The sequence below is a fragment of the Streptomyces fildesensis genome, assembly GCF_016107395.1.
In the GTDB taxonomy this organism is placed as follows: Bacteria; Actinomycetota; Actinomycetes; order Streptomycetales; family Streptomycetaceae; genus Actinacidiphila; species Actinacidiphila fildesensis.
On sequence record NZ_JAAIKO010000003.1, the window covers coordinates 426406 to 447303 of the forward strand.

The following is a 20898-nucleotide window of genomic DNA, read 5'->3' on the forward strand; positions in this document are numbered from 1 at the left end:
GGGACCAGCTTATCGGGTCACGCGCTGTGCCGTCCGGCGATCGTCATATTACGGACATGAGGGGCTCCCGGCCTGCTGCCGGGAGCCCCTTGTCGGCCGTCCGGACCCTCTCAGGCCCTGCGGTCAGTCCTCGCTGGTCGCGCCCGGCAGGTTGGTCTGGATCAGATCCATCACCGAGGAGTCCGTCAGCGTGGTGACGTCACCGAGCTCGCGGTTCTCGGCGACGTCGCGGAGCAGCCGGCGCATGATCTTGCCGGAACGGGTCTTCGGCAGCTCGCTGACGATCAGGATGCGCTTGGGCTTCGCGATCGGGCCCAGCGTCTTCCCGACGTGGTCGCGCAGCTCGGCGACGAGCGTGTCGGAGTCCGAGGCGGTGCCGCGCAGGATGACGAAAGCGACGATGGCCTGGCCGGTGGTCGCGTCGGTCGCGCCGACGACCGCCGACTCGGCGACCTTCGGGTGCGAGACGAGCGCCGACTCGACCTCGGTGGTCGAGATGTTGTGGCCCGACACCAGCATCACGTCGTCCACCCGGCCGAGCAGCCAGATGTCGCCGTCCTCGTCCTTCTTGGCACCGTCACCCGCGAAGTAGCGGCCCTCGAACCGCGACCAGTAGGTGTCGATGTAGCGCTGGTCGTCGCCCCAGATGGTGCGGAGCATCGACGGCCACGGCTCGGTCAGCACCAGGTACCCGCCGGAGCCGTTCGGCACCTCGCGCGCCTCGTCGTCCACGACGGTGGCGGCGATGCCCGGCAGGGCGCGCTGCGCGGAGCCCGGCTTGGTGGTGGTGGCGCCCGGCAGCGGGCTGATCATCATCGCGCCGGTCTCGGTCTGCCACCACGTGTCCACGATCGGGCAGCGGTTGCCGCCGATGTGCTCGCGGTACCACATCCACGCCTCGGGGTTGATCGGCTCGCCGACGCTGCCCAGCACCCGCAGCGAGGACAGGTCGAACTTCGCGGGGATGTCGTCGCCCCACTTCATGAACGTCCGGATCGCGGTGGGCGCGGTGTAGAGGATCGTCACGCCGTACTTCTGGACGACCTCCCAGAAGCGGCCCTGGTGCGGGGTGTCCGGGGTGCCCTCGTAGATCACCTGGGTGGCGCCGTTGGAGAGCGGCCCGTAGACGATGTACGAGTGGCCGGTCACCCAGCCGATGTCGGCCGTGCACCAGTAGACATCGGTCTCCGGCTTGAGGTCGAAGACGGCGTGGTGGGTGTAGGAGGTCTGGGTGAGGTAGCCGCCCGAGGTGTGCAGGATGCCCTTCGGCTTCCCCGTCGTGCCGCTCGTGTAGAGGATGAAGAGCGGGTGCTCGGCGTCGAACGCCTGCGGCGTGTGCTCGGCGGACTGCCGCGTGACGATGTCGTGCCACCAGACGTCACGGCCCTCGGTGAACGCTGTCTCCTGGCCGGTACGGCGGACCACCAGGACATGCTCGACCTGCGGACACTTGGCGACCGCCTCGTCGATGGCGGGCTTGAGCGCCGACGGCTTGCCGCGCCGGTAGCCGCCGTCGGAGGTGATGACGAGCTTGGCGTCGGCGTCCTGGATGCGGGACGCGACGGCGTCGGCCGAGAAGCCGCCGAAGACCACGGAGTGGGCGGCGCCGATCCGGGCGCAGGCCAGCATCGCGACCACGGCCTCGGGGATCATCGGGAGGTAGACCGCGACCCGGTCGCCGGCCTCGACGCCCAGCTCGGTGAGCGCGTTGGCGGCCCGGCTGACCTCGTCCTTGAGCTCGGCGTAGGTGAGCGAGCGGCTGTCGCCGGGCTCGCCCTCGAAGTGGATGGCGACCCGGTCGCCGTTGCCCGCCTCGACATGGCGGTCGACGCAGTTGTACGCCACGTTGAGCTTGCCGTCGGCGAACCACTTGGCGAACGGCGGGTTCGACCAGTCCAGCGTCTCGGTCGGCTCGGTGTCCCAGCTCAGCCGGCGCGCCTGCTCGGCCCAGAAGGCCGGGCGGTCGGACTCGGCCTGTGCGTACGCATCCGCGGTGACGTTGGCGGATGCGGCCAGCTCGGCCGGCGGAGCGAAACGCCGCTCCTCCTTCAACAGATTGGCCAGGCTCTCGTTGCTGCTCACGCCAACTCCTTGTCAGACTGTCCCAGATGTCCCGGCCATAGCTCATCAGGCCGCGGGCGCGATGACAAGAGTCGCAGGATAATTGGTTTAGACCTGTAGCGTGAGCGGCCCCGTTCGGGGCCGCGCGGCGTGTCGCTCCGCCGCCCGGCCCCGGCCGGTGTCAGACCGCGTCCAGCACCTCCGGATGCACCGCCGAGAACGCCCCCGTGGCGTGGTCCAGGACGTACGCCTGGGCCTCGGCGACATGGAAGTACATGCCCTGGAGCTCGAGCTTCCCCTCCGCGTAGCGGCGGGCCACGCACGGGTGGTCCAGCAGGTGCTCCAGCTGTTGGACCACGTTGGCCAGGCTCAGCCGCTCCAGATCGTCGGCCGGTGCCCGGTCCGTCATCCCGGGACCGCCCCGCGCCAGCCGCTCCAGGCTCGGCCGGCCGTGTCGCAGCCAGCGGGCCAGCGGGGTCTGCGCGCCGGGCGCGTGGTCGCTGCCGAGCAGCGCCTGCATGGCGCCGCAGCCGGAGTGCCCGCAGACCGTGATGCTGCCGACCTTCAGTACGTCCACCGCGTACTCGACGGCCGCGGCCACCGAGTCGCAGGAGTTGTCCGAGCCGGGCGGCGGCATCAGATTCCCGACATTGCGGACGGTGAAGAGGTCGCCGGGACCGCTGGAGGTGATCATGCTGGTCACCAGCCGGGAATCGGCGCAGGTGAGGAAGAGCTGGGTGGGCCGCTGGCCCTCCCGCGCCAGCCGCGCCAGCTCGTCGCGCACCAGGGGTGCGGTGTTGCGCTGGAAGTTGCTGACGCCCCCGAGCAGCTGGTTGCCGGCCGGTGCGGTGACGGTGGCGGCGCTCGGCCGGGTGCAGTGGTGGTTGCGCCACGGCGTCCAGGGCCGGCAGGCGTGCGTGCTCGCCGGTTCGCTGACGGTCCCTCCGTTGCGGTCGCCGAGCATGGCCCAGCCGCCGCGGGCACGGTGCCGGTCGCACCACGACTGCAGCGCTTCGTACGCCGCGTGGTCCATGAACGAGCCGTCCAGCTCCACGACGGCGTGCGCTCCGTCCGGCACTTGGGCGAAGGCCCGGGTGAGCCGGGGCACCGCGAGGAACGTCAACTGCCCGCGGGCCCGCACCCGGTAGCCGCCCGCCTCCTCGGAGACCGTGATACGGGTGCGGGTGAGGCGGCGCAGCGCGGTGAACGCCGCTACCGCGATCCCGGCCACCACGCCCTCCAGTACGCCGAGCAGCAGCACGCCGCCGATGGTGGTGACGTACACCGGGAACTCCTGGTGCCGCCGTACGTTTTTGATGTGCGCGAAGCTGACCATCTTCACGCCGACGAGCAGGACCAGGACGGCGAGGGCGGCGAGCGGGATCAGATCCAGCACGCCGGCCAGCAGGCTCGCGCACAGCACCACCCCCACCCCGTGCAGGACGGTGGACCAGCGCGTCACGGCTCCGGCCCGGATGTTCGCCGAGCCGCGCATCGCGCCGCCGGCCACCGGCAGACCGCCGAGCAGCCCGGAGACCACGTTCGACGCGCCCTGGCCGAGCAGTTCACGGTCGAGCCGCGCGGGTCTGGCCTGCCGGTCCGGGTACGCGGACTGCATCTTGTCGAGCGCGACCGCGGACAGCAGCGATTCCATGCTCGCGACGAGGGTGACGGTGACGACCGCGGCGAGCAGGCCGAGCACCGGGCCCTCCGGCAGCCGGGGCAGCACCGGAGCGTTCCACGACGGCAGATCGACGCGCGGCACGGTCAGCGCGAGACCAGCGGCCGTGGCGGCGGCGACCGCCGCCAGCGCCGCCGGGACCGCCCGCAGCGCGCGCACGGCTCTGTTTCTGACGTTCTTTCCGGGCAGCCGGGGCCAGCCGACGAGGACGACGGCGGTGAGCGCGCCGATCCCCAGGGTGGCCGGGCTGGTGGCCGCCAACTGGCGTGGCAGCGCACCGAGGTTGGCCAGGGCGGAGCCCTGAGCGGTGCCGCCGAGGATGACGTGCAATTGCCCGACGGCGATGGACACGCCGATCCCGGCGAGCATGCCGTGCACGATGGCGGGGCTGACGACGAGCGCGGCCCGCGCCACCCGCAGGGCGCCGAGGGCGACCTGGGAGAGGCCGGCGAGCACGGTGATGGCGCAGGTGGTGCGCCATCCGTAGCGCTGTACGAGTTCGGCGGTGACGACCACGAGGCTGGTGGCAGCCCCGCTGACCTGCAACGGGGCCCCGCCGAGCAGCCCGGCGACGATACCGCCGACGGCTGCGGCGACAAGGCCGGACTGGAGGGGCGCACCGGTGGCGAGGGCGATACCGAGCGACAGCGGCACGGCGATCAGAAAGACAGTGATCGAGGCGGACAGATCGGACCTGTGAGGCGTCTGCATGGTTCCCGTCTCCTTCAGGGCGGCGGGACGTGGTAGCCGTACGTAACTGTATGGCTACTCTCAAGCGTCGGTAAAAGGAGAGTAATGCGGATATACGGTTCGGTGAAGTCCGTAGATCCACTCGGGCGGAGATTTGCTCCTATCGGGTGAATCGGGGAGTGGTTTGGCCGGTCGTGACGGCCAAATCGCGGGAGCATGTCAGTTTTTGCTCTCGAATCCCTGCTCTCCCCTTTGGATCGAGGTTCGTATGCATTCCATGCGGAAGACCACGGCCCTGGCGGCTGTAACCGCGTTGGCATTCGGCGCGGTGGGTTGTTCGAGCGGTTCCAGCGGTTCCAGTTCGGGAGGGTCCGGGCAGAGCAGCCGGCAGCACGACGGTCCTGCCGCGGCCGTGCAGAAACCACCGGCGCGGGTGATGAAGCTGATCGGCGACGGCTCCACCGCCGAGACCGGGGCGCAGCCCAACCAGCCCAAGTTCGAGCGGCTCGCGCCGGGCGAGAAGCCCCCGCAGTTCGTCGTCTTCTCCTGGGACGGCGCGGGAGAGGACAGCCAGAAGCTGTTCTCGCACTTCCGCGAGGTCGGCAAGGAGAACAACGCGGCCATGACGTACTTCCTCAGCGGCGTCTACCTGCTGCCCGGGGACCGCAAGGAGGTCTACGCGCCGCCGCGGCACTCGCGCGGTGCCTCCGACATCGGCTTCACCGACCGCCCGGAGATGACCGACACGCTGCAGCAGATCCGGCTGGCGTGGCAGGACGGCAGCGAGATCGGCACCCACTTCAACGGCCACTTCTGCGGCCCGAACGGCGGGGTCGGCACCTGGTCGTCCGAGGAGTGGAAGAGCGAGATCGAGCAGGCCGAGGGCTTCGTCAAGAACTGGAAGACGAACAGCGGCCTCACCCAGCTCGCCCCGCTGCCGTTCGACTACAGCAAGGAGCTGGTCGGCGGCCGCGCCCCCTGTCTGGAGGGCCAGCGGAACCTGATCCCGGCCGCCAAGGCGATGGGCTTCCGCTACGACGCCAGCTCGGTCGGCGGGCGGCAGGTCTGGCCCTCGCAGATCGACGGCGTCTGGGACTTCCCGCTCCAGGACATCCCGGTCCCCGGCCGCGCCTTCGAGACGCTGTCCATGGACTACAACTTCCTGGCCAACCAGTCCGGCACCACCAAGGGCGACCCGTCGATGCGCGACTACTGGGGCCGGCAGATGGAGAACGGCCTGGCCGCCGCCTTCGACCGCGCCTACACGGGCAACCGGGCGCCGATGTTCGTCGGCAACCACTTCGAGTCGTGGAACGGCGGCGTCTACATGAAGGCCGTCGAGTCCACCATCAAGTCGGTGTGCAACAAGGACGGCGTGCGGTGCGTGTCGTTCAAGCAGATGGCGGACTGGATGGACGCGCAGGACCCGGCCGTGCTGCAGAAGCTGCGCACGCTGGACGTCGGGCAGGCGCCGAAGGAGGGCTGGCCGGCCCTCCTCGCGGCACCTGCGGCCCCTGGCGCGCCTGCGGCTTCGGCGGGCGCCGCCGGACCCGGGTCGAGGGTCAGCTAGGCGACAGCGCGCCGGCGGCGGTCATCGCCCCGGCCTCGCCGAGGACGAAGACGGGGTCGACCTGGGATGCCAGGTCGGCGCCCGTCTTGGCGTTGCCCCAGCTCTCCGCGTTCTTCAGATGGAAGTGCACCATCTGGCGGGTGTAGCGGTCCCAGTCGCGCGCGTCGTACGAGGCGTCGGCCGTCTCGTGCATCGTCCGCAGCGCGCGGCGGTTGGTCTCCTCCAGCAGCTCGAAGCTCGGCGGACGGCCCTTCTCCATCGCGCGCACCCAGTCGGAGTGGCCGACGGTGGCCAGCAGGTCGTCACCCGTCTCGTCGCGCAGGAACGCCAGGTCGTCGGGGCCCTGCACCTTGTTGCCGATGACGCGCAGCGCTACGCCGAAGTCGCGGGCGTACTCCTTGTACTGGCGGTAGACGGCGACGCCCTTGCGGGTCGGCTCGGCGACCAGGAACGTCATGTCGAACCGGGTGAACATCCCGGAGGCGAACGAGTCGCTGCCGGCCGTCATGTCCACCACGACGTACTCGCCGCGCCCGTCGGTCAGATGGTTCAGGCACAGTTCCACCGCTCCGACCTTGGAGTGGTAGCAGGCGACGCCGAGGTCGGACTCGTTGAACGGGCCGGTCGCCATCAGCTGCACATGGGCGCCGTCGTCCAGGGGGACGGTGCGGGCGCACGCGGCGTAGACCGGGTTCTCCTCGACCACCCGCAGCAGGCGTGAGCCGCTGCCCGGCGGAGTCGTCTTGATCATGGTCTCGACGGAGGCGATCCGCGGGTTGGTGCCCCGCAGGTACTCCTTGATCTCCGGCAGGTGGGCGCCCATCGCGGGGAACGCGGCGGCCTCCGCCTCGTCCAGGCCGAGGGCCGGGCCGAGGTGCTGGTTGATGTCCGCGTCAACGGCGACGACGGGCACGCGGGCGTCCGCGAGGTGGCGGATGAACAGGGAGGACAGCGTGGTCTTGCCGCTGCCGCCCTTTCCAACGAAAGCGATCTTCATGTTCGCCAAGAGTAGTCGGACATCTACGGGCGGTGACGGTCTGGAGTGGGGAAGGCCACTCGATCGGGGTTCATTGGTGCGGTTCGCTGTGCGTAGGGTCGTACTCATGGGTACGAACGCTGATCCGCTCGCCATCCTCGGTTCCCTGCCCGGCGTGTCCGACGCGGTGGACTCTGTGCGGCAGTCCGTGGACAAGGTCTACGGGCACCGGGTGATGCGCCGCCGGTCCGAAGAGGTGACGTCCGAGGCGGCGCTGCGCGGAGCGCGCGGTTCCGCCGCACTGGCCGGCGCCGACTGGCCGCTGGAGGAGATGCGGCGGCGCAGCGACTTCTCCGCGGACGCCGAGGCCCGCACGGTGGGTGCGGCGCTGCGGCTGACCGCCGAGGCCGGGCAGATGCTCAGCGTCTGGCGCCAGTCGCCGGTGCAGGCGCTGGCGCGGCTGCACCTGGTGGCGGCGGGCGGCGCGGCTCCTGACGACACGGTCGGCCGGCCGCGGCTGGCCGGTGAACCGGTCGACGAGCCGCTCGTGGAGCTCCCGCTCCCGGAGTCGGGAGAGGTGGCCGCCCGGCTCGACGGGCTGGTCGGACTGCTGCGCGCGGGGAGCGAGGCGCCCGCGCTCGTCGTCGGCGCGGTGGTGCACGGCGAACTGCTCTCGCTGCGGCCCTTCGGCTCGTTCAACGGGCCGGTCGCGCGGGCCGCGGAGCGCATCGTGCTGGTCGGCAGCGGACTCGATCCCAAGTCGATCTGTCCGGCCGAGGTGGGCCACGCCGAACTCGGGCGGGCCGACTACCTCAAGGCCCTGGAGGGTTACGCGTCCGGGACGCCGGAAGGCATGGCCGCGTGGATCGGGCACTGCGGGAAGGCGCTGGAACTCGGGGTGCGCGAGAGCGTCGCGGTGTGCGAGGCGCTGCAGCGCGGCGCGGCCTGAGACCGGAGCCCGGAAAGGGTTGCGCCGGAAAGGGTTGCGGCGGCACCCAGGGGGTGCCGCCGCTGACATGTCCGTCGCGTTACCATGCGTGCTCGATTTTTGCCGATCAGGTCGGGACTTTGCCCGTCACCTGGTGCGGCTGGCCCGGTTAGCGGGTCGGCTGCGCGTGGGTGCCCGACTTCCATGCTGGGTCCGTGTGGCCAGATACTCTGCGGTCTTCCTCTCGGAACGTCCGTGGTCTCGCGGGCCTCTGAGTCCTTTCTACCGCCGCCACGGCCGAAGCGGAACCCCTGAGCGCACTTCTTTACTTTTGCCTTCAATCAGGACAAAAGTGACGGTCGGCGGCGGCGGGCCGCGTACCAGACCAGTCCGGCGGTGGCGGCGGCCGCTCCGACCGCTGCGGCGGCGAGCACCGGGCGCGGCGGCATCGACAGCGACGGGATCCGCTGGTTGAGCCGGACCGGCCGGTTGAAGGTGAGGATCGGCCACTCCTTGCCGGTCGCCTCCCGGCGCAGCCCGCGGTCCGGATTCACCGCGTACGGGTGGCCGACGACCTCCAGCATGGGGATGTCCGTCACCGAATCGCTGTACGCGAACGACCGTTCCAGGTCGTATCCCTCGGTCTCGGCGAGCCCGAGGATGGCCTCGGCCTTGGCGGGGCCGTAGACGTAGTGCTCGATCTCGCCGGTGTAGCAGCCGTCCTTGGCGACCATCTGGGTGGCGATCACATGGTCGGCGCCGAGCATCCGGCCGATGGGCTCGACGACCTCGGCTCCCGAGGCGCTCACGATCACCACGTCCCGGCCGGCGGCGTGGTGCTCCTCGATGAGGGATGCGGCCTCGTCGTAGATGATCGGGTCGATGAGGTCGTGGAGGGTCTCGGCCACGATCTCCCTGACCTGCTGCACGTTCCAGCCGCGGCACAGCTCGGAGAGGTACTTGCGCATCCCCTCCATCTGGTCGTGGTCGGCGCCGCCCACGAGATACACGAACTGGGCGTAGGCGGTGCGCAGCACGGCCCGTCGATTGATCAGGCCGCCCTGGTAGAAGGATCTGCTGAAGGCGAGGGTGCTCGACTTGGCGATCACGGTCTTGTCGAGGTCGAAGAATGCTGCGGTGCGCGGGGACAGGTGGTTTTCCACGAGCACGAGCATAAGCAACCACCATTCGGCGTAAGCTCAGGCGCGTGGGTTTGCCTGAGAAGGCTGTCGGGTACACCATGGAAGTCACGGATCGTTCGCGACCGTGCTAACCCGGTCTGGCTCCTCCCCCCCGAGTCGGACTGTGGGGACGACCCCCGCTCTCCCCCCCGGCGGGGGTCGTCGCATGTCCGGATGTCTTTTCGGACCGACGTCCCGGTAGCTCTCCTTCCTTTTATGCGGTAGCTCCGCCTCCTCTTGCGCTGCCTGTATCGGGTACGACGTGTCACGTTCCGTAATCGTTGCGCCTTGGCGGCGAACTCACCCGTTCGAGTGGCGGAGTTATCCACAACCGCTGAGTTATCCACCGGAACCGACCAAGATCATCTGAGACTCCGGAACGGCCGGACTCTGTTCGCAGGCGATGCACCACCGTGCTCGCGGGACGAACGAGGGGGACAGGGCCGTGGCTGAATCCATCACACCCGACCGGAGGCCGGCAGCAGCGGACGAGCCGGTCGGACCGCTGATCGTCACTCAGGACGAGGCGCTGCTCGACGATTTGCTGCGGCTGTGCGCGGCGGCCGGCGCCGAACCCGAAGTGGCTTTCGGGGCTCCGCCACGTGCGGGCAGCTGGGAATCCGCGCCGCTGGTCCTCGTCGGCTCCGACGACACCACCCGGCTCCGCGGCGCCGTCCGGCGAAAGGGCGTGCTGCTCGTCGGCCGGGATCTGGACGACCAGGACGTGTGGCGCAGAGCCGTCGACATCGGCGCCGATCATGTGCTCTTCCTGCCGGATGCCGAGACATGGCTGGTGGACCGGATCGCCGATGTGGCCGAGGGAGTCGCCGAACCCGCCCTGACCATCGGGGTGGTGGGCGGCCGCGGCGGCGCCGGGGCCAGCACTCTGGCCTGCGCCCTCGCGGTCACCGCGGCCCGCGACGGCCGCCGCGCGATGCTCATCGACGGCGACCCGCTCGGCGGCGGCCTCGACATCCTGCTCGGCGCGGAGCGCGCCGGGGGACTGCGCTGGCCCGACCTCGCCGACTCGCGGGGGCGCGTCAACAGCGGTGCGCTGGAGGAGTCGCTGCCGCGGCTGGACGCGCTGAGCGTCCTCAGCTGGGACCGCAGCGACTCGGTGGTCATCCCGCCGCAGGCCATGCGGTCCGTGCTGGGTGCCGCGCGGCGCCGGGGCGGAGTCGTCGTCGTGGACCTGCCCCGCCGGGTCGACGACGCGGTCGCGGAATCCCTGGCCCAGATCGACGTCGGACTCCTCGTCGTCCCGGCCGAGTTGCGGGCGGTGGCCGCGGCCACCCGGGTCGCCTCGGCGGTCAGCATGGTCCTCAAGGACCTGCGGGTGGTTGCCCGCGGGCCGTTCGCTTCGGGGCTCGGGGACGAGGAGATCGCCAAACTCATCGGTCTGCCGCTGGCCGGTGAACTGCCGTCGGAACCGGACCTGCTGGATGCGCGGGACGGCGGGCGGCCGCCCGGCGCGAGCGGACGCGGGCCGCTGGCCCGCTTCTGCTCCGCCTTCCTGTCCCAGGCCCTGCCCAGCGGCGGGAGCGTGCCGGTATGAGCGCCGACCGCGCGGAACCGAGGGCGGCGCTCCTGGACGCCGTCAGACTCCGCCTCGCGGAGTACAGCGGGGACCCGACACCCAGCAGGGTCGCCGCCGCGCTGCGCGCCGAAGGGCGGCTGCTGGGCGACACCGAAGTGCTCGGCGTCGTCACCGCGCTCCGCTCCGAAATGGTGGGCGCGGGGCCGCTGGAACCCCTCCTCGCGGATCCGGACGTCACCGATGTTCTCGTCAACGGGCCGGACGAGGTGTGGGTCGACCGCGGGCACGGCCTGGAGCGCAGCGACGTCGGCTTCGCCGATGCCGCCGCGGTGCGCAGGCTCGCCCAGCGGCTCGCGACCACCGCCGGGCGGCGGCTGGACGACGCGCGGCCGTGGGTCGACGCCCGGCTGCCGGACGGCACCCGGCTGCATGCCGTGCTGCCGCCCGTCGTCGTCGGGTCGCCGTGTCTGTCGCTGCGGGTGGTGCGGGCCCGTGCCTTCGCCCTGGACGAGCTCATCGCCGCCGGCACCATGGACGCCGAGACCGCCCGGCTGCTGCGGGCCGTCCTCGACGCCCGGCTCTCCTTCATGATCAGCGGCGGCACCGGCACCGGGAAGACCACACTGCTCAGCTGCTTGTTGGGCCTGGTCGAACCGGATCTGCGCATCGTCCTCGCCGAGGACTCCGCGGAACTGCGACCCGACCACCCGCATGTCGTACGTCTGGAGACCCGGCCGGCGAATCAGGAGGGTGCCGGTCTGGTGGAGCTCCGGGACCTGGTGCGCCAGGCCCTGCGGATGCGCCCGGACCGGCTGGTGGTCGGCGAGGTCCGCGGACCGGAGGTCACCGAGCTGCTCGCCGCGCTCAACACCGGGCACGAGGGCGGTTGCGGCACGATCCACGCGAACGCGGCCGGCGACGTGCCGGCCCGGCTGGAGGCGCTCGGCTCGACCGCCGGACTCGACCGGGCCGCCCTGCACAGCCAGTTGGCGGCCGCGCTGTCCGTCGTCGTCCATCTGGCAAGGGACCGTTCGGGGCTGCGCCGGGTCGCCGAGATCCATGTACTGGAACGCCGCGCCGACGGGCTGGTCGTCACCGTCCCGGCCGTGATGCGCGGCGCTCACGGTGCCGGGGAGCGGGGGCCGGGCTGGGACCGGCTGGCGGGCCTGTGCGAGCGGGGCGCGTCATGAGGCCCGGGCCGGCGCTGGTGACGCTGTGGGCGGCGGTGCTCTGCGCGGGGACCGCCGGGTGGCTGATGTGCGGCAGGGACGCCGTGCTGCGCCGGGCCCGGCTGATGCTCGTCGGCAGTCAGCGGCCGGCCACCGTGTGGGCTTGGGGGCCCGGCATGTGGCGTGGGCCGGTTGCCTGCGGGCAGGCGCTGCTCGCACCGCTGCGGGAGCGGCTGGGATGGCGGCTCGGACGGGAACTGCTCTGCCTGCCCGCCGGACTGCTGCTCGCGCTGCTGGCGCATTCGGTGCTGCCCGCGCTGGCCGGGGCCGCCGCTGTGCCACTGGTCGGCCGCCAACTGCGGGAGCGGGCACGGCGGGTGGCAGCGGAGATGCGGGTGACCGCGGTGGGCACCCTCTGCGGGACGGTCGCCGGTGATCTGCGGGCGGGAAGCCCGCCGCACACGGCACTGGCGGGCGCGATCGAGGACGACGGCTGGCCGGACGCCCCCGAGCTGGTGGACGCCGCGCGGCTGCTGCTGGCCGCCGCCCGGTTCGGCGGAGATGTGCCGGAAGCTTTGCGGGCCGCCGCGCGCCAGGAGGGCGCCGAGGGGCTGGCGGCCGTCGCCGCCTGCTGGCAGGTCGCCGTCGACGGCGGCGCGGGGCTGGCCGGGGGCCTCGACCGGATCGCCGCCGCGCTGCGCGCCGAACGTGATCAACGCGACGACCTGCGAGCCCAGTTGGCCGGTCCTCGCTCGACCGCGCTGATGCTGGCCCTGCTCCCGCTGTTCGGAGTGGTGCTGGGCGCGGGACTGGGAGCGGATCCGGTGGGGACGCTGCTGGGCACCCCGACAGGGCTGGCCTGCCTGCTGGCGGGCGGCCTGCTGGAGTGGGCGGGACTCGCCTGGACCGGACGCATCGTGCGGTCCGCCGAGGAGTCCTGGTGAGCGGCGACCGCGTCCACAGCCTGGGGACAGCCGTCTCGGTCGGCGCCGCGGTCCTGTGTGTCGCGGTGACGGTGATCGAGGTCCGGCGGGAACGCGCCGCGCTCGGCAGGCTCCGCCTGCTGTTCGGGGTGCGGGTCGCCAAAAGCCCTGGAACCGCGTGGTGGACCAGAGGGCCCGCGCTGCGGACCTGGGGTCCGGTGGCAGCGGTGGCGCTCGGCGCGGCCGTGTTCGTGGGAGGGATCCCCGGCTGTGTGACGGGTCTGCTCGCCGCGTACGGGATACGGCGCTGGCAGCGCCGGGCACGGACGGCCGGCAGCCATGACCGTGACGTGAGTGCCGGGCGTCAACTGCCGCTCTGCGCCGACCTGATGGCGGCCTGCCTCGCGGCGGGCGCCCGGCCGGGCGAGGCGGCCGAAGCGGTCGGCCGCTCACTGGGCGGGCCGTTGGGCGACGGGCTCATACGGGTGGCGGCCGAGCTCCGGCTGGGCGGTGATCCCGAGCAGTGCTGGGAACGGTTCGGCCGGCTGCCCGCGGTCAAGGGGCTCGCCCGCTGCCTGGCCCGCGCCTCGCACAGCGGAGTGGCGCCGGTCGACGAAGTGGCCCGCCTCGCCGCCGACTACCGCGCGGCACGCGGCCGTTCGGCACTCGCCCGGGCCCGGCGCGCGGGAGTGCTCGCCACGGCTCCGCTCGGACTCTGCTTTCTGCCGGCCTTCCTGCTCGTCGGGGTGGTTCCGGTGGTGATGGGGCTGGCGGCTGGGATCCTCGCGGGCGGCTCCGGCTAGCGCCAGGGCCGGCCCGATCACGGCATACGAACGTCATTCAACACATACCGATACAAGGGGGAACGTCATGGTGGTCCGGATGCTTCGCGCGACGGCCCGGCGGCTTCGGTCGGCCGCGGATGCGGGAATGACGACGGCGGAGTACGCCGTCGGCACACTGGCGGCCTGTGGATTCGCCGCCGTGCTCTACAAGATCGTGACCAGCGGTGCGGTGAAATCGGCGCTCAGCGGTCTGATCGAGAGGGCACTCGATGTGTCCTTCTGAGAGCCTTCCGGAAGGCTCGTCGGAGTCGCCTTCGGAACCGCCCCCGAAACCGCCCATCCGGCGGCCGCCAGTGAGGGTGAGGCGGGGCGAGCGGGGGTTCGTCACGGCGGAGGCCGCGGTCGCGCTACCGGTCATGGTGCTCTTCACCGCGGGGCTGCTGAGCGGGCTGATGGCCGTGGCGGCTCAGATCCAGTGCGTGGACGCGGCGCGGGCGGGTGCGCGGGCCGCGGCCCGTTCCGAGCCGGAGGCCGCCGCGCTGGCGGCGGCCCGCGCCGCCGCTCCGCGGGGGGCCGCGGTGTCGCTGACCCGGGAGGGTGAGCTGGTCAGGGTGCGGGTCACCGCCCGGGCGCCGGTGCTGGAGGTCGCGCTGCACGCGGAAGCGGCGGCGCTCGCCGAGGACACCGTCCGATGAGCGGCGGGTGGCGCGGGGACCGGGGCTCGGCGACGGTCTGGGCCGCGCTGCTGATGGGCGTGCTGTGTCTGGCGTTCGGCGCGGTCCTGGCCATGGGCCAGGCGGTCGCCGCCCGCCATCGGGCGGGCGGCGCGGCGGACCTGGCGGCCCTGGCCGCGGCGGACCACGCGCTGGACGGCCCGGTCGCCGCCTGCGCGCGGGCCGCGCGGACAGCGGCGGCACAGGGCGCCCGGCTCGTGCGGTGTGCGGTGACAGGTGAGATCGCCGATGTCACCGCCGCCGTCGGCCCGGCCCGGGTCCGCTCCCGTGCCGGTCCCGCCTCCCCGGGCTCTCACTCCCCGACCGGAGCCGGGCCCCCTGCTGGATCCCCGCCTGGATCCACACCTGGATCCGTACCTGGGCCAACAGCTGGATCGGCCTTTGGATCCGCAGCTGATTCCGGGGGCGTCTCCCGGGCCAGCAGGCAGTCCAGGAGGCGGACGGCGGCCGGTTTGTCCAGGGGCTCGTTGCCGCTGCCGCACTTGGGGGACTGGACGCAGGAGGGGCAGCCGAACTCGCACTCGCAGGAGGCGATGGCCTCCCGGGTGGCGGTGAGCCAGCCGCGGGCGGTGTGGAAGGCGCGCTCGGCGAAGCCCGCGCCGCCCGGGTGGCCGTCGTAGACGAAGACGGTGGGCAGGCCGGTGTCGGCGTGCAGCGGGATCGAGACGCCGCCGATGTCCCAGCGGTCGCAGGTGGCGAAGAGCGGGAGGAGACCGATGGAGGCGTGTTCGGCGGCGTGCAGGGCGCCGGGGAGCTCCTCGGGGTGGATCCGCGCGGCGTCCAACTGGTCGTCGGTGACGGTCCACCACACGGCGCGGGTGCGCAATGAGCGTGGCGGGAGGTCGAGTTTGGTCTCGCCGAGCACTTCGCCGGTGATCAGCCGGCGGCGCAGGAAGGAGACGACCTGATGGGTGACCTCGACCGATCCGAAGTGGACGCGGGCAGCGCCCCAGGACTCCTCCAGGTCGGTGGAGAGAACGGAGACGGAGGTGGTCTCACGGGCCATCGTCGAGTAGTCGGGGTCGGCCTCGCCGACCAGGGCAACGGCGTCCTCGAGGTCCAGGTGCTCGACCAGATACGTCCGGCCCTGGTGGAGGTGGACCGCGCCGTCGTGGACCGATGTGTGGGCGGAGGCGTCGTCGACCGTGCCGAGCAGCCGTCCGGTGGCGGACTCTACGACCTGGACGGCCTTTCCGCCGGCACCCCGGATGTCGGTGAGGTCGGCGGCGCGCTCCCGGCGGGTCCAGAAGTAGCCGCCGGCCCGGCGCCGCAGCAGACCGCGGCGCTCCAGCTGGGGGAGCAGGGCCGCGGTTTCGGGGCCGAAGAGCGTCAGATCGTCGTCGGTGAGCGGGAGCTCGGCCGCGGCGGCGCACAGATGGGGGGCGAGGACGTAGGGGTTGTCGGGGTCCAGGACGGTGGATTCCACCGGGCGTTGGAAGATCGCTTCGGGGTGGTGGACGAGATACGTGTCGAGCGGGTCGTCGCGGCCCACGAGGATGGCGAGCGCGCCCTGTCCGGCGCGCCCGGCGCGGCCCGCCTGCTGCCACATCGAGGCACGCGTGCCGGGATAGCCGGCCAGCAGGACGGCGTCGAGCCCGGAGACGTCGACGCCCAGTTCCAGGGCGGTGGTGGAGGCCAGGCCGAGGAGCCGGCCCGAGTGCAGATCGCGTTCGAGGGCGCGGCGCTCCTCGGCGAGGTAGCCGCCGCGGTAGGCGGCGACCCGGGAGGGCAGCGAGGCGTCGACGGCGGCCAGTTTCTCCTGGGCGATCAGGGCGATCAGCTCGGCGGCCCGCCGGGAGCGGACGAAGGCGACGGTGCGGGTGCCCTGGACGACGAGGTCGGTGAGGAGGTCGGCGCACTCGGCGGTGGCGGTGCGGCGGACGGGCGCGCCGTGCTCGCCGCTCATCTCCGTCAGCGGCGGTTCCCAGAGGGCGAAGGCCAGTTCGCCACGGGGGGAGGCGTCGTCGGTGACCTCCACGACCTGGACGCCGGTGAGACGGCCTGCAGCGGCCGCGGGATCGGCGGCGGTGGCGGAGGCGAGTACGAAGACCGGATCGGCGCCGTAATGGGCGCACAGCCGCCGCAGCCGCCGCAGCACCTGGGCAACGTGGGAGCCGAAGACACCCCGGTAGGTGTGGCACTCGTCGATGACGACGTACCGCAGCCGGCGCAGATACGAGGCCCAGCGGGCGTGGGCGGGAAGGATGCCGCGGTGCAGCATGTCGGGGTTGGTGAGGACGTACGTGGCGTACTGGCGGACCCACTCGCGTTCCTCGAATGGAGTATCGCCGTCGTAGAGCGCGGGACGGATCGCCGAACCGAGCGGTTCTGCGAGCGCGGCGACCGCCCGCCGCTGATCCGCTGCGAGGGCCTTGGTGGGCGCCAGATAGAGCGCGGTGGCCCCACGGCCGTTCGGAGCCTCGGAGCCGTCCAGGAGGGCACTGAGGACCGGGGCGAGGTAGGCGAGGGACTTGCCGGAGGCGGTTCCGGTGGCGACGACCACCGACTGGCCGCGCATCGCGTGTCCTGCGGTGAGCGCCTGGTGCTCCCAGGGACGGGCGATACCGGCCGCCCGGATGGCCTCCAGCACCTCCGGACGGATCTGATCAGGCCAATCGGCATGGCGACCGACCCGCGGGGGCAAGTGCTCCGTATGGGTGATGCGTGCGGCTCGGCCTGCCCCCGTGGCGAGCCGCTCGAGAACGGTGCGGGGGGACGGCCGGCCGTGCGCCGACTGCGGAAGTTGATCCTTAGCCATCGGCACTCAGTGTGTCACCGGCGTGACGGACAATCGCAGGAAGGCGTCGTGCTGGCCCGCTGTGAAGTGATTGAATGCCATCGCGGCTGCCGATCCGTCCCCTCCCCTTCGGCGGGGAGGTCCCCGGGGGCGACGCCGCTCGATGCAAGGTGCTGGAGGATCCGTGGACCTGTCCCTGTCGACTCGAACCGTTGGCGACCGTACGGTCGTCGAGGTCGGCGGCGAGATTGATGTGTACACCGCGCCCAAGCTGCGTGAGCAGCTGGTAGAGCTGGTGAACGACGGCAGTTATCACCTGGTTGTGGACATGGAGGGAGTCGATTTCCTCGACTCCACCGGTCTGGGTGTACTGGTCGGCGGTCTCAAGCGGGTGCGTGCTCACGAAGGCTCGCTGCGCCTGGTATGCAATCAGGAGCGCATTCTTAAGATTTTCCGGATTACTGGCCTGACCAAGGTGTTCCCGATCCACACCTCGGTCGACGAGGCTGTCGCGGCGAACGACTGATCATCCCGATCGTCGCAGGACGGGGGTACCGGGCGGTTTCGTCGCCCGGACCCCTGTGATGCCCACCCATAGGAGCGAGGGGGAGGCCATGCCCACCGTAGAACTGCTCTTCAGCGCTCAGCCCGAGCACGTGCGCACCGCACGGCTCGTAGCGGCTGCGGTAGCGCGCCGGGCGGGGGTGGACGAGGCAGTCCTTGACGAGGTGCGGCTTGCCGTGGGCGAGGCGTGCAGCCGAGCTGTCGGCCTGCACCTGAGCAACGGCGTGGACCGGCCCGTGCGGGTGTTGCTGACCGAGGAGGAGAAGAAATTCTCCATCGAGGTCGGCGACGAGGCACCGGGTTCACCGGCGGGCTCCGTCCCGTCGGCGCGCGCGTCCGGCGCCGATGACTCCGACGACGAGGGCGAGATGGGCCTGGCCGTCATCAGCGGTCTGGTCGACGACGTCGAGGTCACCGTTGGCGAGCACGGCGGAATCATCCGCATGAGCTGGCCGACGGCGTCCGCTGTCGTGCTCCCCTAGGACCTGCTCCGGCCGTTCCCGAACCGGACGACTCACCCGCAGCACCGGCAGCACACGCCTCACCCGTATCGCTCATTCGCGACGGGCGGAACGGCCCCCCGCGGCGGCCCTCCTAGCGCTGCCCGGCGCCGTCGTCATGACGCCGCCCGCGCGCCGGCCCCGCCTGCCTCCGCGCTGCCCGCATGCTGCCCTGGTGCTGCCTTCGCGGCGTCTTCCGCATGCCTTCCCCGCGCCTTCCCCCGTGCCCGATTCTTCACCGCATTCGGTGGTTTACGCGCCCGAGGGGAATTCCGGCTTCCCCGACACAGGCGAATTCTGATCCCGCGCACTGTTTTGATCTAGTCCCGCTCCCTACAATCCGTCCATCTTTGCTCAGCTCGCTGAGCGTCGCGGCTGTGGGAGTCGCAGGAGCCGCGCGCCCATGCGCCAAACGTCAAGGAGGACGAATGGCGGGGCCACTTACCCCTCACACGCACGACATCGCTCAGGCACTGGCCGCCGGGCCGGTACTGACCGACGGCAACCGGAATCTCGTACTGATCATCGTGGTCGTCGCACTGGCGGCACTGGCGCTCGCCGGAGTGCTGGTACGTCAAGTGCTCTCGGCGGACGAGGGCACCGACAGCATGAAGCGCATCGCTGCTGCCGTGCAGGAAGGCGCGAACGCCTACCTCGCACGGCAGTTCCGTACGCTGGGGATCTTCGCCGTGGTGGCGTTCTTCCTGCTCATGCTGTTGCCTTCGGACAACACTTCGCAGCGAATCGGCCGTTCGGTGTTCTTCCTCGTGGGCGCCGTGTTCTCGGCGGTCACCGGCTATGTCGGCATGTGGCTGGCGGTGCGCGCCAATGTGCGCGTGGCGGCCGCCGCACGGGCGGCCACGCCCGCGCCCGGCGAGCCGAAAGCGGATCTGACCGATGTCTCGCACCGCGCGATGAAGATCGCTTTCCGCACCGGTGGTGTGGTCGGCATGTTCACGGTGGGCCTCGGTCTGCTGGGCGCCTCGGTCGTCGTGCTCCTTTACAAGGCCGACGCGCCCAAGGTGCTGGAGGGCTTCGGCTTCGGCGCGGCCCTGCTCGCGATGTTCATGCGTGTCGGCGGCGGCATCTTCACCAAGGCCGCCGACGTGGGCGCCGACCTGGTCGGCAAGGTCGAGAAGGGCATCCCCGAGGACGACCCGCGCAATGCCGCGACCATCGCGGACAACGTGGGCGACAACGTCGGTGACTGCGCCGGTATGGCCGCCGACCTCTTCGAGTCCTACGCCGTCACCCTGGTGGCCGCACTCATCCTGGGCAAAGTGACGTTCGGCGACGCCGGGCTGGCCTTCCCGCTGCTCATCCCCGCGATCGGCGTGCTCACCGCGATGATCGGCATCTTCGCCGTCGCGCCGCGCCGCTCCGACCGCAGCGGGATGACCGCCATCAACCGCGGCTTCTTCATCTCCGCCGTCATCTCGATGGTGCTCGTCGCGGTGGCGGTCTACCTCTACCTCCCGGCCACCTACGCGGAGCTGAAGGGCGTCCCGGCCGACATCGCCGGCCACTCGGGCGACCCGCGGGTCCTCGCGCTCGTCGCCGTCGCCATCGGCATCGTGCTCGCCGCGCTCATCCAGCAGCTCACCGGCTACTTCACCGAGACCAGCCGGCGTCCCGTCCAGGACATCGGCAAGTCCTCGCTGACCGGCGCGGCCACCGTGGTCCTCGCCGGCATCGCCATCGGCCTGGAGTCGGCGGTCTACTCGGCGGTGCTGATCGGGCTGTCGGTCTACGGGGCGTTCCTGCTCGGCGGCACCTCCGTGTGGCTCGCGCTGTTCGCCGTCGCACTGGCCGGCACCGGCCTGCTCACCACCGTCGGCGTGATCGTGGCCATGGACACCTTCGGTCCGGTCTCCGACAACGCCCAGGGCATCGCGGAGATGTCCGGGGACGTGCACGGCGAGGGCGCCCAGGTGCTCACCGACCTGGACGCGGTCGGCAACACCACCAAGGCGATCACCAAGGGCATCGCCATCGCCACGGCGGTGCTCGCCGCGACCGCGCTCTTCGGCGCGTTCAAGGAGGCGATCGACACCGCGGTCGCGGGCGCCCACATCTCCGTGTCCGACATGAGATGGCTCAGCCTCGACATCTCGCAGCCGAACAACCTGTTCGGGCTGTTGCTCGGGGCGGCCGTCGTGTTCCTGTTCTCCGGCCTCGCCATCAACGCCGTCTCGCGCTCCGCGGGCTCGGTGGTCTACGAGGTGCGGCGGCAGTTCCGCGAACACCCCGGGATCATGGACGGCACCGAGCTGCCGGAGTACGGCAAGGTCGTCGACATCTGCACCAAGGACGCGCTGCGCGAGCTGACCACCCCCGGTCTGCTCGCCGTCCTCGCGCCCATCGCGGTCGGCTTCTCCCTCGGCGTCGGCTCGCTCGCCTCGTATCTGGCGGGCGCGATCGGCACCGGCACCCTGATGGCGGTGTTCCTCGCCAACTCCGGTGGCGCCTGGGACAACGCCAAGAAGCTGGTCGAGGACGGGAATTACGGCGGCAAGGGCAGTGAGGCCCATGCCGCGACCGTCATCGGTGACACGGTCGGCGACCCGTTCAAGGACACCGCGGGACCGGCGATCAACCCGCTGCTCAAGGTCATGAACCTGGTGGCGCTGCTGATCGCCCCGGCGGTGGTGAAGTTCTCGTACGGCGACGACGCGAACCTCGGGGTCCGCATCACGGTGGCGGTGGTCTCGATCGCCATCATCGTCGGCGCGGTCTACAACTCCAAGCGGCGTGGCATCGCGATGGGGGACGACAACAACGCGCCGACGCCGGAACGTTCGGCCGATCCGGCGTCGGTCTCCTGACCGGCTCCTGACCGGGACGCACTGACCCGGATCCGGA

General features: G+C 71.5%; 16 protein-coding genes and 1 pseudogene. 12 read left to right on the forward strand and 5 right to left on the reverse strand.

The window, feature by feature from the left end:
* Nucleotides 1–123: 123 nt before the first annotated feature.
* On the reverse strand, nucleotides 124–2082 hold the full coding sequence (acs, locus tag C6N31_RS07860; protein WP_138357080.1) for an acetate--CoA ligase: 1959 nt from the start codon (nucleotides 2080–2082) through the stop codon (nucleotides 124–126).
* Between the two features lie 160 nt (nucleotides 2083–2242).
* Entirely contained in the window at nucleotides 2243–4453 is a 2211-nt protein-coding gene (locus tag C6N31_RS07865; RefSeq protein WP_138357081.1) for a bifunctional SulP family inorganic anion transporter/carbonic anhydrase, read from the reverse strand.
* A 247-nt stretch (nucleotides 4454–4700) separates the two neighbouring features.
* Here C6N31_RS07865 and C6N31_RS07870 point away from each other — a divergent pair, with 247 nt between their 5' ends.
* Nucleotides 4701–6002, forward strand: coding sequence for a polysaccharide deacetylase family protein (locus C6N31_RS07870; protein ID WP_198357298.1), 1302 nt, complete (start codon nucleotides 4701–4703; stop codon nucleotides 6000–6002).
* On the opposite strand, the gene C6N31_RS07875 is transcribed toward C6N31_RS07870, so the two are convergent.
* The gene (locus C6N31_RS07875; RefSeq protein ID WP_138357083.1) at nucleotides 5995–6999 is read right to left on the reverse strand and encodes an ATP-binding protein; all 1005 of its coding nucleotides are present in this window, start codon (nucleotides 6997–6999) and stop codon (nucleotides 5995–5997) included. The genes C6N31_RS07870 and C6N31_RS07875 overlap by 8 nt on opposite strands.
* A 106-nt stretch (nucleotides 7000–7105) precedes the next feature.
* Here C6N31_RS07875 and C6N31_RS07880 point away from each other — a divergent pair, with 106 nt between their 5' ends.
* The gene (locus tag C6N31_RS07880; protein ID WP_138357084.1) at nucleotides 7106–7927 is read left to right on the forward strand and encodes a Fic family protein; all 822 of its coding nucleotides are present in this window, start codon (nucleotides 7106–7108) and stop codon (nucleotides 7925–7927) included.
* 320 nt (nucleotides 7928–8247) lie between these two features.
* Here the strand turns inward: C6N31_RS07880 and C6N31_RS07885 are convergent, their stop codons facing one another.
* Nucleotides 8248–9081: an HAD family hydrolase gene (locus C6N31_RS07885; protein WP_138357085.1), complete on the reverse strand. Its 834-nt coding sequence runs from the start codon at nucleotides 9079–9081 to the stop codon at nucleotides 8248–8250.
* Nucleotides 9082–9532: 451 nt separating this feature from the next.
* Between C6N31_RS07885 and ssd the strand changes: the two genes are divergently transcribed.
* The 7 genes and pseudogenes from ssd to C6N31_RS07920 all read left to right on the forward strand — a co-directional run.
* Nucleotides 9533–10642: a septum site-determining protein Ssd gene (gene ssd / locus C6N31_RS07890; protein ID WP_244809328.1), complete on the forward strand. Its 1110-nt coding sequence runs from the start codon at nucleotides 9533–9535 to the stop codon at nucleotides 10640–10642.
* Nucleotides 10639–11814 (forward strand): TadA family conjugal transfer-associated ATPase, encoded by a 1176-nt coding sequence (locus C6N31_RS07895; RefSeq protein WP_138357087.1) that lies wholly within the window; start codon nucleotides 10639–10641, stop codon nucleotides 11812–11814. Before ssd ends, C6N31_RS07895 begins: the two co-directional genes overlap by 4 nt.
* A complete protein-coding gene (locus tag C6N31_RS07900; RefSeq protein WP_198357299.1) occupies nucleotides 11811–12737 on the forward strand; it encodes a type II secretion system F family protein in 927 nt (308 codons plus the stop codon). Before C6N31_RS07895 ends, C6N31_RS07900 begins: the two co-directional genes overlap by 4 nt.
* Nucleotides 12734–13519 (forward strand): type II secretion system F family protein, encoded by a 786-nt coding sequence (locus C6N31_RS07905; RefSeq protein ID WP_198357300.1) that lies wholly within the window; start codon nucleotides 12734–12736, stop codon nucleotides 13517–13519. Before C6N31_RS07900 ends, C6N31_RS07905 begins: the two co-directional genes overlap by 4 nt.
* Nucleotides 13520–13586: 67 nt before the next feature.
* Nucleotides 13587–13784: a DUF4244 domain-containing protein gene (locus C6N31_RS07910; RefSeq protein WP_138357089.1), complete on the forward strand. Its 198-nt coding sequence runs from the start codon at nucleotides 13587–13589 to the stop codon at nucleotides 13782–13784.
* 76 nt (nucleotides 13785–13860) lie between these two features.
* Nucleotides 13861–14196, forward strand: coding sequence for a TadE family type IV pilus minor pilin (locus C6N31_RS07915; protein WP_381584742.1), 336 nt, complete (start codon nucleotides 13861–13863; stop codon nucleotides 14194–14196).
* Nucleotides 14197–14249: 53 nt separating this feature from the next.
* A pseudogene (locus tag C6N31_RS07920) lies at nucleotides 14250–14453 on the forward strand (Rv3654c family TadE-like protein); the annotation flags it as partial.
* Between the two features lie 74 nt (nucleotides 14454–14527).
* Here C6N31_RS07920 and C6N31_RS07925 read toward each other — a convergent pair.
* Nucleotides 14528–16993: a DEAD/DEAH box helicase gene (locus tag C6N31_RS07925; protein ID WP_198357302.1), complete on the reverse strand. Its 2466-nt coding sequence runs from the start codon at nucleotides 16991–16993 to the stop codon at nucleotides 14528–14530.
* A 163-nt stretch (nucleotides 16994–17156) separates the two neighbouring features.
* On the opposite strand from C6N31_RS07925, the gene bldG reads away from it, so the two are divergent.
* The 3 genes from bldG (at nucleotide 17157) to C6N31_RS07940 (ending at nucleotide 20861) form a co-directional block, all read left to right on the forward strand.
* Nucleotides 17157–17498: an anti-sigma factor antagonist BldG gene (bldG, locus tag C6N31_RS07930; protein WP_138357092.1), complete on the forward strand. Its 342-nt coding sequence runs from the start codon at nucleotides 17157–17159 to the stop codon at nucleotides 17496–17498.
* 88 nt (nucleotides 17499–17586) lie between these two features.
* A complete protein-coding gene (locus C6N31_RS07935) occupies nucleotides 17587–18018 on the forward strand; it encodes an ATP-binding protein (RefSeq protein ID WP_138357093.1) in 432 nt (143 codons plus the stop codon).
* 446 nt (nucleotides 18019–18464) lie between these two features.
* Nucleotides 18465–20861: a sodium-translocating pyrophosphatase gene (locus C6N31_RS07940; protein ID WP_138357094.1), complete on the forward strand. Its 2397-nt coding sequence runs from the start codon at nucleotides 18465–18467 to the stop codon at nucleotides 20859–20861.
* Nucleotides 20862–20898 lie beyond the last annotated feature (37 nt).

What these genes read in the sequence shown, in the direction of transcription:
- C6N31_RS07885 (WP_138357085.1), bottom strand. Translation starts at nt 9,081, where the DNA reads ATGCTCGTGCTCGTGGAAAACCACCTGTCCCCGCGCACCGCAGCATTC.
- C6N31_RS07910 (WP_138357089.1), top strand. Translation starts at nt 13,587, where the DNA reads ATGGTGGTCCGGATGCTTCGCGCGACGGCCCGGCGGCTTCGGTCGGCC.
- C6N31_RS07865 (WP_138357081.1), bottom strand. Translation starts at nt 4,453, where the DNA reads ATGCAGACGCCTCACAGGTCCGATCTGTCCGCCTCGATCACTGTCTTT.
- C6N31_RS07875 (WP_138357083.1), bottom strand. Translation starts at nt 6,999, where the DNA reads ATGAAGATCGCTTTCGTTGGAAAGGGCGGCAGCGGCAAGACCACGCTG.
- C6N31_RS07940 (WP_138357094.1), top strand. Translation starts at nt 18,465, where the DNA reads ATGGCGGGGCCACTTACCCCTCACACGCACGACATCGCTCAGGCACTG.
- C6N31_RS07870 (WP_198357298.1), top strand. Translation starts at nt 4,701, where the DNA reads ATGCATTCCATGCGGAAGACCACGGCCCTGGCGGCTGTAACCGCGTTG.
- C6N31_RS07880 (WP_138357084.1), top strand. Translation starts at nt 7,106, where the DNA reads ATGGGTACGAACGCTGATCCGCTCGCCATCCTCGGTTCCCTGCCCGGC.
- C6N31_RS07895 (WP_138357087.1), top strand. Translation starts at nt 10,639, where the DNA reads ATGAGCGCCGACCGCGCGGAACCGAGGGCGGCGCTCCTGGACGCCGTC.
- C6N31_RS07935 (WP_138357093.1), top strand. Translation starts at nt 17,587, where the DNA reads ATGCCCACCGTAGAACTGCTCTTCAGCGCTCAGCCCGAGCACGTGCGC.
- C6N31_RS07900 (WP_198357299.1), top strand. Translation starts at nt 11,811, where the DNA reads ATGAGGCCCGGGCCGGCGCTGGTGACGCTGTGGGCGGCGGTGCTCTGC.
- C6N31_RS07925 (WP_198357302.1), bottom strand. Translation starts at nt 16,993, where the DNA reads ATGGCTAAGGATCAACTTCCGCAGTCGGCGCACGGCCGGCCGTCCCCC.